Origin of the sequence: Ramlibacter sp. (genome assembly GCF_035706265.1) — a bacterium.
GTDB lineage: Bacteria > Pseudomonadota > Gammaproteobacteria > Burkholderiales > Burkholderiaceae_C > Ramlibacter.
The window spans coordinates 1-9,422 of sequence record NZ_DASSVG010000280.1 but is presented as its reverse complement, the minus strand read 5'-3'; the positions used below and the strand labels follow the sequence as shown (position 1 = coordinate 9,422).

At 69.7% G+C, this 9,422-nt stretch carries 9 protein-coding genes; 7 read left to right on the top strand and 2 right to left on the bottom strand.

Annotation, left to right across the window (positions count from 1 at the left end; translation table 11 throughout):
• Positions 1 to 636: hydroxymethylglutaryl-CoA lyase (locus tag VFM98_RS10385; protein WP_325109850.1), on the bottom strand; the 636-nt coding region annotated here is incomplete at its 3' end.
• A 113-nt stretch (positions 637 to 749) separates the two neighbouring features.
• On the opposite strand from VFM98_RS10385, the gene VFM98_RS10380 reads away from it, so the two are divergent.
• From VFM98_RS10380 to VFM98_RS10350, 7 genes are all read left to right on the top strand, one after another.
• Positions 750 to 1,781 carry an amino acid ABC transporter substrate-binding protein gene (locus VFM98_RS10380; RefSeq protein ID WP_325109849.1) on the top strand — a complete coding sequence of 344 codons (1,032 nt, stop codon included), beginning with the start codon at positions 750 to 752 and terminating at the stop codon, positions 1,779 to 1,781.
• A gap of 7 nt (positions 1,782 to 1,788) precedes the next feature.
• A complete protein-coding gene (locus VFM98_RS10375; RefSeq protein WP_325109848.1) occupies positions 1,789 to 2,781 on the top strand; it encodes an ABC transporter permease subunit in 993 nt (330 codons plus the stop codon).
• 4 nt (positions 2,782 to 2,785) lie between these two features.
• Complete coding sequence (locus tag VFM98_RS10370; protein ID WP_325109847.1) at positions 2,786 to 3,904, top strand: amino acid ABC transporter permease; 1,119 nt, start codon at positions 2,786 to 2,788, stop codon at positions 3,902 to 3,904.
• Entirely contained in the window at positions 3,901 to 4,677 is a 777-nt protein-coding gene (locus VFM98_RS10365; RefSeq protein ID WP_325109846.1) for an amino acid ABC transporter ATP-binding protein, read from the top strand. The genes VFM98_RS10370 and VFM98_RS10365 overlap by 4 nt, the downstream gene beginning before the upstream one ends.
• A 32-nt stretch (positions 4,678 to 4,709) precedes the next feature.
• Positions 4,710 to 5,690 (top strand): amidohydrolase family protein, encoded by a 981-nt coding sequence (locus VFM98_RS10360; RefSeq protein WP_325109845.1) that lies wholly within the window; start codon positions 4,710 to 4,712, stop codon positions 5,688 to 5,690.
• A 125-nt stretch (positions 5,691 to 5,815) separates the two neighbouring features.
• The gene (locus VFM98_RS10355) at positions 5,816 to 6,520 is read left to right on the top strand and encodes a haloacid dehalogenase type II (protein ID WP_325109844.1); all 705 of its coding nucleotides are present in this window, start codon (positions 5,816 to 5,818) and stop codon (positions 6,518 to 6,520) included.
• Positions 6,517 to 8,715, top strand: a complete 2,199-nt coding sequence (locus VFM98_RS10350; RefSeq protein ID WP_325109843.1) for a malate synthase G — start codon at positions 6,517 to 6,519, stop codon at positions 8,713 to 8,715. The genes VFM98_RS10355 and VFM98_RS10350 overlap by 4 nt, the downstream gene beginning before the upstream one ends.
• Positions 8,716 to 8,794: 79 nt before the next feature.
• Here VFM98_RS10350 and VFM98_RS10345 read toward each other — a convergent pair.
• A partial coding sequence (locus VFM98_RS10345) for a hypothetical protein (RefSeq protein WP_325109842.1) occupies positions 8,795 to 9,422 on the bottom strand: 628 nt, incomplete at its 5' end.

Genomic DNA, 9,422 nt, shown 5'->3' with positions numbered 1-9,422 from the left:
GCGCGTGTTGTGCATGTGGGCCGCGCCGGCCTTGGCGCCGATCTCGGCCGCCAGGCGCTCGAACAGCCGCCGCACCTGGGCCGGATTCGCCATGCCGGTGGTGTCGGAGAGGCCCACGTCGTCGACGCCCGCTTCGGCCAGCGCCACGGCCAGCCGGATCACGTCGTCCTCGGGCACTTCGCCCTGCAGCGTGCAGCCGAAGGCGGTGGAGATGCCGGCTTCCACCTTGGCGTGCGGCGCGAGCGCGTCGCGCAGCGCCAGCACGGCGCGCACTTCCTCCACCATTTCCAGCGGCGACTTGCGCACGTTGGCCTGCGAGTGCGCGGCGCTCGCGGAGACGGGAAGCGTGAGCTTGTGCACGCCGGCCTGCAGTGCCGCCTCGGCGCCCTTGCGGTTGGGGACCAGCGCCATCACGGTCCACCCCGGCTTGGTGAGCGCATGCGCCACCACTTCCGCGGCATCGGCCATCTGCGGCAGCAGCTTCGCGGGGACGAAGGAGGCCACTTCGATTTCGCGCAGGCCGGCCGCGTGCAAGGCGTCGATCCAGCGCCGCTTGTGCGCCGTCGGCATCGTGGCTGCGACCGACTGGAGGCCGTCGCGCGGACCGACCTCGCTGATCAGGACTTCAGGGGACATGCCCCGATTGTCGCGTCCCCCGCGGACTGCGCCGGGGTCTGCCCCGATGCGGCGCCGTGGGACCAGCCGCTACACTGTCGCGCACTCAAGAGTTACGTTACGGAGACAAGACAATGCGCCCCACCTTCCGCCCCGCCACGGTCGCCCAGGCCTGCCTGGCCCTGGTCGCCTTCGCGGCGCTGGCCCAGCCTGCCAGCGCCGACGTCCTGGACGACGTCAAGGGCCGCGGCGCGGTCAAGTGCGGCGTGACGCTGGCCGCCCCCGGCTTCTCGGCGGAGGACAACAGCGGCAAGCGCACCGGCTTCGACATCGACCTGTGCCGCGCCATCGCCGCGGCCACGCTGGGCGACGACAGCAAGATCCAGCTGCAGCCGATGGACCTGAAGACCGCCTTCGCGAGCCTGCCCTCGGGCGCGGTGGACGTGCTGACGCACCGCTTCACCTGGACCCAGAGCCGCGACGTCGGCGGGCTGAAGTTCCCCAAGGTGATGTTCTTCGACGGCCAGGGTTTTGCCGTCACCACCAAGTCGCGCGCCAACAAGGTCTCGGACCTGAACAACGCCACCATCTGCACGGCGCAGGGCAGCACCTCCGAGCTGATCGTGGCCGACTACTTCCGCGCCCGCAAGCTGAAGTACAAGATCGTGACCTTCGCCTCGCAGGAGCAGGCCTGGGACGCCTTCGTGGCCAAGCGCTGCGACGCCGCGATCAACGACCGCTCGGGCCTGGCCGCGCGCCTGGCCAAGCTGCCGAACCGCGACGAATTCAAGGTGCTGGCCGAGACGGTCTCCAACGAGCCGATCGGCCCCATCGTGGCCCAGGGCCAGCCGCGCTGGGAGGCGCTGGTGCGCTTCACGCTCAACGCGCTGGTGGCGGCCGAGGAGCTGGGCATCAACCAGGGCAACGTGGACGCGATGCTCAAGTCGACCAGCCCCGACGTGCAGCGCCTGCTGGGCGTCACCGGCGACTTCGGCACCAAGCTCGGCGTGGACAACGACTACGCCTACAAGGCGATCAAGGCGGTGGGCAACTACGGCGAGATCTGGGACCGCAACGTCGGGCCGAAGACGCCGCTGCGCCTGGACCGCGGCCGCAATGCCCTGGTGGCCAACGGCGGGCTGATGATGTCCGTGCCGGTGCGCTGATTCGCCGATGAAGATGTCCCGCGCCGTTCTGCGCGAACGGCTGCCGGGCTACGCCGGCCAGGCGCTCCTGCTGGCCGTCGTGGCCTGGCTCGCCTGGTCCGGGCTGGCGAACTTCCTGCACAACCTGCGCCAGCTGCACATCGCGAGCGGCTTCCAGTTCCTGCAGGTGCAGGCCGGCTTCGAGATCGCGCAGACGCCCATTCCCTTCGGCGAAGGCTCCACCTACCTGCGGGCGGTGGCGGTCGCCACGCTCAACACGCTGCTGGTGGTGGCGCTGTCGGCCCTGCTGGGCACGCTGATCGCGGTGCCGGTGGCTTTCGGGCGCCTGGCGGCGCAGGCCCTGGTGCGCGGCGCCTGCACGGCCTGGGTCGAGGTGTTCCGCAACATCCCGCTGCTGCTGCAGATCTTCTTCTGGTACTTCTCGGCGATCGCGCTGCTGCCGGGCGTGGCCGACAGCCTGCAGTTCGGCGACATCCTGCTCAATAACCGCGGCCTGTTCCTGCCGCGCCTGCACTGGGGCGATGCGGGGCTGGCGCTGGAGCGGCCGGTGGCCGAGGGCTTCAACGTGAGCGGCGGCATCGCGCTGCTGCCCGAGCTGCTGGCGCTCACGCTGGGGCTCGCGATCTACAACAGCGCCTTCCTGGCCGAGATCTTCCGCGCCGGCATCCAGTCCGTGCCGCGCGGCCAGTCCGAGGCGGCCGCGGCCGTGGGCCTGAGCGGCACGCGCGCGGCGCTGCTGGTGGTGCTGCCGCAGGCGCTGCGGCTCGCGCTGCCGCCCGCCGCGGGCCAGTACCAGTCGCTGGCCAAGGCCTCCTCGCTGGCGGCGGCCATCGGCTATCCGGACATCATGCAGATCGTCGGAGGAACCATCCTCAGCCAGACCAGCCAGGCGCTGGAAGCGATGGCGCTGGTGGTGACGCTCTATGCGGCGATCAACCTGCTGATCGCGCTGGCCGTCAACCTCGCCAACCGGCGCCTGCTGCGGCGGCAGGCACGCTGAAACCATGGACGGATTCCTGCGCGCCCTCCCCTTGCCGCCGCGGCCGCCCCCGGTGCGGCTGCTGCCCGCGCGCACGCGCTGGCGCGAGGTCTGGTTCCCGAGCCGCGGCGCCGGCCTGCTGTCGCTGCTGCTCGCGGCGCTGTTGCTGCTCGCGGGCTGGCACTTCCTGCAATGGGCGCTCGTGAACGCGCACTGGCGCGGCACCAGCAGCGAGGCCTGCCCCGGCAGCGAAGGGGCTTGCTGGGCCTTCGTGCTGGCCCGCTGGAAGACCTGGGTGGTGGGCCCTTATCCCGATGCGCAGTTGTGGCGCCCCTGGACCGGCTTCGCCCTGTTCGCCGCCTTCTGGATCTGGGCGGTGCGCCGGCCTTCGACCGCCTCGCCCACGCCGGTGCTGTGGGGTTTCGTGCTGCTGCCCGTGCTGCTGATCGCGCTGCTGGCGGGCGGCGGGCCGCTGGCTGCGGTGCCGCCGACCCAATGGGGCGGGCTGCTGCTCACGCTGGCCTGCACGCTGGTGACCTTCGCGACCGCGCTGCCGCTCGGCCTCGCGCTGGCGCTGGGACGCAACTCGCGGCTGCCGGTGGTGCGCTGGCTGTGCGCCGGCTTCGTCGAGAGCATGCGCAGCGTGCCGCTGCTGGCAGTGCTGTTCATCGCCGCCACCCTGCTGCCCATGTTCCTGCCGCCGGGGTGGAACATCGACCTGTTCACGCGCGCCCTGGTCGCCTTCGCCCTCTTCAACGCCGCCATGGCCGCCGAGGTGTTCCGCGGCGGGCTGCAGACCGTGGGCGCCGGCCAGCGCGAGGCCGCCACCAGCGTGGGCCTGGGCGACTTCGCGGCGCTGCGCCTGATCGTGCTGCCGCAGGCGGTGCGCGCCGTGGTGCCGGCGCTGGTCAACATCCTGATCGCCGTGATCAAGGAGACGACCCTGCTGTCGGTGATCGGGCTGAACGACCTGCTCGGCGCGATCGAGAACGGCGCCAAGTCGCCCGAGTGGAACGGCGAGTCCAACATCCTCACCTCCGGCCAGGTGTTCCTCGCCCTGGTCTATCTCGCCGTCTGCTACGGCCTCTCGCGCTACAGCCGCCGGCTCGAATCGGTGCACGCCGGCGGCGCCCCTTCCCCATGAACGCAGTGCCTTCCGATCTCTCCGCCGCCGCGCCCGTGGTGCGCCTCGCCGGCGTCAACAAGTGGTATGGCGCCTACCATGCGCTGCGCGACATCGACCTGCAGGTCGCGCCCGGCGAACGCATCGTCATCTGCGGCCCGTCGGGTTCCGGCAAGTCGACGCTGGTCCGCACCGTGAACCTGCTGGAGCCCTTCCAGCAAGGCCAGCTGGAGGTGTGCGGCATCACCCTGCGGGCCGACGAGATCACGCGCGCGGCCCGGCTGGCCGTCAACCGCCGGGTGGGCATGGTGTTCCAGCAGTTCAACCTGTTCCCGCACATGACGGCGCTGCAGAACTGCACCGTCGGCCCCGTGTGGGGCGCCGGCGTGTCGCGCCGCGAAGCGAACGAGCGCGCCATGCACTACCTGCAGCGCGTGGGCCTGGCGCACCTGGCGCAGCGCTATCCGGCGCAGCTTTCCGGCGGCCAGCAGCAGCGCGTGGCGATCGCCCGCGCGCTCTGCACGCGGCCGCAGGTGGTGCTGTTCGACGAGCCCACCGCCTCGCTCGACCCCGAGATGGTCAACGAGGTGCTGCAGACCATGGAGAGCCTGGCCGGCGAGGGCATGACGATGATGATCGTCACCCACGAGATGGGCTTCGCGCGCCGCGTGGCGGACCGCGTGGTGTTCATGGACGAAGGCCAGGTGATCGAGATCGCCGCCCCGGCCGATTTCTTCGAGCGCCCGCGCAGCGCGCGGCTGCAGACCTTCCTGGGCCAGGTGCTGTCGCACTGAGCCCGCATTCCCCTTTTCGCACAGGAGTTCCGATGACGGTGATCGACGTCCACACCCACATGTTCACGCACAAGTGGCTGCAGCTGCTGCAGGAGAAGAGCGGCATCTACAACGTGCAGACCCGCCCCGACGGGCAGCGCGAGGTGTTCCGCGGCAACACGCCGGTGGTGATCCCGCAGAAGGGCCACTTCGACTGGGAGCTGCGCATCGAGCACATGAACGCGGCGAAGATCGACGTCTCGGTGGTCTCGCTCACCTGCCCCAACGTGTACTGGGGCGGCGAGGAGATCAGCGTGCTGGCGGCGCGCGAGGCCAACGACAACGTGGCCGCGGCGCAATCGCGCTACCCCGACCGCATCCGCTGGTTCGCCTCGCTGCCCTGGGAGTATCCGCAGCGGGCCGTGGAGGAGCTGGAGCGCGCCTGCGCCAACGGTGCCGTGGGCGTGATGGTGCTGGCCAACGTGGCCGGCAAGAGCCTCACCGACCCGATGTTCGCCCCCGTCTGGAAGGCGATCGACCAGCGCAAGCTGCCGGTGCTGGTGCATCCCACCGACCCGCCCGGGGTGGACTTCATGGACATGACCAAGTTCGACCTGTCGTGGTCGGTCGGCTTCATGTTCGACACCACGCTGGCGATCACGCGCATGATCTTCGAGGGCTTCTTCGACCAGTATCCCGATCTCAAGATCATCGCCTCGCACGGCGGCGGCACCCTGCCCTACCTGGTGGGCCGGTTCGAGAAGGGCGACGAGGTGGAGCTCGCGTCGCGCCGGCAGATGAAGCGCAAGCCCACCGACTACCTGCGCCACATCTACTACGACAGCATCACCTACGACCTGCGGCCGCTGAAGTACCTGATCGAGATCGTCGGCGCCGAGCACGTGATGTTCGGCACCGACTGGCCGCACTGGGTGCACGACACCAAGGGGGCGTTTGCGAACACGGCGGCGCTGCCGGAGGCCCAGATGCGCGCCATCCGCGGCAGCAACGCGCAGCGGGTGTTCGGGTTCTGATCGCGCCAGAATTCGCATGACGAAACGTGGCTTCGGGTTCCGGGATGGATTAACTGCATTGAAGTCACGGATCAACCTACTTCAACGTCACTGCTGACGCTGGACGTACGTAATACAGTACCGCCATGGATCAACCCAAGGCGGTACTGTTCGATGCCTATGGCACGCTGTTCGATGTCTACAGCGTGGGGCTGCTCGCGGAACAACTCTTTCCCGGACGCGGCGAGGCGCTGTCCATCCTCTGGCGCGACAAGCAGATCGAGTACACGCGCCTGGTCACCACCAGCGACGATGGCGCGCACTACCGCCCCTTCTGGGAGCTGACGCTCGCGGGCCTGCGCTACGCCTGCAAGCGCCTGGGCCTGGCGCTCACGCCCGAGCGCGAGCACCAGCTGATGAACGAATACCGCCACCTCTCGGCCTTCCCCGAGAACCGCGAGGTGCTGCAGGTGCTGCGCACGCGCGGCATCACCACCGGCATCCTGAGCAACGGCGACCCCGAGATGCTGGGCATCGCGGTGCGCAGCGCCGGCCTCGAAGGCCTGCTGGACCACGTGATCAGCGTGGACAGCGTGCGCCGGTACAAGACCCACCCCGAGGCCTACCGCCTCGGCGTGCAGGCGGTCAAGAGGGCCGCCGGCCAGATCCTCTTCGTCAGCTGCAACGCCTGGGACGCGCTGGCTGCGACCTGGTTCGGCTACCGCACGCTCTGGGTGAACCGCTACGGCCTGCCTTTCGAGGAGCTGGGCACCCAGCCCACGCGCTCCGGCACCTCGCTCGACGACGTGCTCACCTTTTTCGATTCCCAACTTCCCGGAGAGACGCCATGACCGACCGCACCACCATCCACGGCTTGCACGTGGACAACGAGCTGCTGCGATTCATCGACGACGAGATGCTGCCCGCCATCGGCGTGGACCGGGCGCAGTTCTGGCTCGGCTTCGATTCGATCGTGCACGCCCTGTCGCCCCGCAACAAGGCGCTGCTGGAAGAACGCGACCGCCAGCACGCCCAGATCGACGCCTGGCACCAGGCCAACCCCGGCCCGATCCGCGACATGGCGGCCTACCGCGGCTTCCTGGAGAAGATCGGCTACCTGGCCACGCCGGCGCGCGGCGCCCGCGCCCACACCGAGAACGTGGACGCGGAGCTCGCGCTGCAGGCTGGCCCGCAGCTGGTGGTGCCGATCCTGAACGCCCGCTATGCGCTCAACGCCGCCAACGCACGCTGGGGCTCGCTGTACGACGCCCTCTACGGCACCGACGCGATCCCGGAAACCGGCGGCGCCGAGAAGGGCCCCGGCTACAACGAGGTGCGCGGCGCGAAGGTGATCGCGCGCGCCCGCGAGCTGCTGGACCTGGCGGCGCCGCTGGCCTCCGGCTCGCATGCCGATGCCACGGCGTACACGGTGCAAGGCGGGCAGCTGCTGGTGCAGCTGAAGGGCGGACGCTCTTCCGGCCTGAAGGACCCGGCGAAGTTCGCCGGCTTCAAGGGCGAGCCGGCCGCGCCGTCCGCCGTGCTGCTGGAGAACAACCGGCTGCACCTGGAGATCGTGATCGACCGCCAGCATGCCATCGGCAGCACCGATGCGGCCGGCGTGGCCGACGTGATCGTGGAGGCGGCCCTGTCCACCATCATGGACCTGGAGGATTCGATCGCCGCCGTGGATGCCGCCGACAAGGTGCACGGCTACCGCAACTGGCTGCGCATCCTGCAGGGCACGCTGACCGAGGACGTCACCAAGGGCGGGCGCACCTTCACGCGCGGCCTCAACGCCGACCGCGTCTACCGCACTCCCACGGGCGACGGCGAGGTGCGCCTGCATGGCCGCTCGCTGCTGTTCGTGCGCAACGTGGGCCACCTCATGACCAACCCGGCGATCCTGTGGAAGGACGGCCAGGAGATCTACGAAGGGATCATGGACGCGGTGATCACCACCGCGATCTCGATGGTGGACCTGAAGAAGCGCGAAGGCGACGGCCTGCGCAACTCGCGCACCGGCTCGGTCTACATCGTCAAGCCCAAGATGCACGGGCCGACCGAAGTGGCCTTCGCCTGCGACCTGTTCGGCCACGTGGAGCAGCTGCTCGGCCTGCCCGAATACACGGTGAAGCTGGGCATCATGGACGAGGAACGCCGCACCAGCCTGAACCTGCGCGCCTGCATCGCCGCGGCCTCGGAGCGGGTGGCCTTCATCAACACCGGCTTCCTCGATCGCACCGGCGACGAGATGTACACCGGCACCTATGCCGGCCCGATGATCCGCAAGGGCGACATGAAGTCCAGCGCCTGGATCCGCGCCTACGAGCGCCACAACGTGCTGGTGGGCCTGGCCTGCGGCCTGCGCGGGCGGGCCCAGATCGGCAAGGGCATGTGGGCCATGCCCGACCTGATGGCCGCGATGCTGGAACAGAAGATCGCGCATCCGCGCGCCGGCGCCAACACCGCCTGGGTGCCGTCGCCCACGGCTGCCACCCTGCACGCGCTGCACTACCACATGGTGGACGTGGCCGCGGTGCAGCGGGAGATGGAGCAGATCGACTACGAGGCCGAGCGCGAGCAGCTGATCACGGACCTGCTCACGGTGCCGGTGGCCACCAACGCCAACTGGAGCGCCGAGGAGCGCCAGCAGGAATTGGACAACAACGCGCAGGGCATCCTGGGCTACGTGGTGCGGTGGGTGGAGCAAGGCGTGGGCTGCTCCAAGGTGCCGGACATCCACAACGTGGGCCTGATGGAAGACCGCGCCACGCTGCGCATCTCCAGCCAGCACATCTGCAACTGGCTGCTGCACGGCGTGGTCAGCGAGAAGCAGGTGCGCGAGACCTTCCAGCGCATGGCGGCGGTGGTGGACCGGCAGAACGCGGGCGATCCGCTCTACAAGCCCATGGCGGGCCGCTGGGACACCTCCTTCGCGTACCGCGCGGCGCTGGACCTGGTGTTCCATGCCAAGGAGCAACCGAGCGGGTACACGGAGCCGCTGCTGCATGCGTGGCGGCGCAAGGCGAAGGCGGCGGGCTGCTGATCGCACCCCGGGGCGCTGGTCGGCAGCGCCCCGGGCAGGCGGGCGGTGGCCCGCGCGAAGCGCGCCACGCGCCCCGGCTTCAATGGGCGGGTGCGAACGCGGGCGGCAGGCGCAGGGAGGCACCGCGCGCCGGCCGGTACTTGCACCAGACGAACAGGGCCGTCATGCAGGTGAAGCCGGCCGCGATCAGCACGGGATAGGGCGCCACCAGTTCCTCGAGCGGGAACTTCCACGACAGCGGCCGGCCGACCCCGAACATCGCGGCGTAGAGCCAGGAGACGCCCGAGACGGTGCCGGCGAAGGTGGCCAGCAGGCCCTTGCCGAACGACAGCTTCAGCACCGATCCGGCCTTGCGCAGCCAGGGCAGCACGAAGTTGTGGAGCGCCAGGCCGTTGAGCGTCAGCAGGCACACGACGGCGATCTTGGCCTGGATCTTGGGGTTGGCGAAGTAGTTCCAGCCGCCGCCCTTGAGGGTGGCGTCGAAGGGGACCAGCGCGATGCCGGTGGCCCACAGGACGATCAGCGCGTCGGTCACGACGGACTGCAGTTCCTGCATGTCCTGCAGATGCGCGCGCTCCGAGGCGCGGCCTTCGGCGAGCATGCCTTTGAGAAGCGCGTAGTCGCTCTTCAGCACGAGGCCGAGTGTGACGCAGCAGGCGATCAGGTGGACGAAGACGAGACCCATTCGGCTCAAATCGAGGGCGAGT

Bases quoted from the DNA above. Each gene is read 5' to 3' on its own strand.
- VFM98_RS10350 (WP_325109843.1), top strand. From the start codon at position 6,517: ATGACCGACCGCACCACCATCCACGGCTTGCACGTGGACAACGAGCTG.
- VFM98_RS10375 (WP_325109848.1), top strand. From the start codon at position 1,789: ATGAAGATGTCCCGCGCCGTTCTGCGCGAACGGCTGCCGGGCTACGCC.
- VFM98_RS10360 (WP_325109845.1), top strand. From the start codon at position 4,710: ATGACGGTGATCGACGTCCACACCCACATGTTCACGCACAAGTGGCTG.
- VFM98_RS10365 (WP_325109846.1), top strand. From the start codon at position 3,901: ATGAACGCAGTGCCTTCCGATCTCTCCGCCGCCGCGCCCGTGGTGCGC.
- VFM98_RS10355 (WP_325109844.1), top strand. From the start codon at position 5,816: ATGGATCAACCCAAGGCGGTACTGTTCGATGCCTATGGCACGCTGTTC.
- VFM98_RS10370 (WP_325109847.1), top strand. From the start codon at position 2,786: ATGGACGGATTCCTGCGCGCCCTCCCCTTGCCGCCGCGGCCGCCCCCG.
- VFM98_RS10380 (WP_325109849.1), top strand. From the start codon at position 750: ATGCGCCCCACCTTCCGCCCCGCCACGGTCGCCCAGGCCTGCCTGGCC.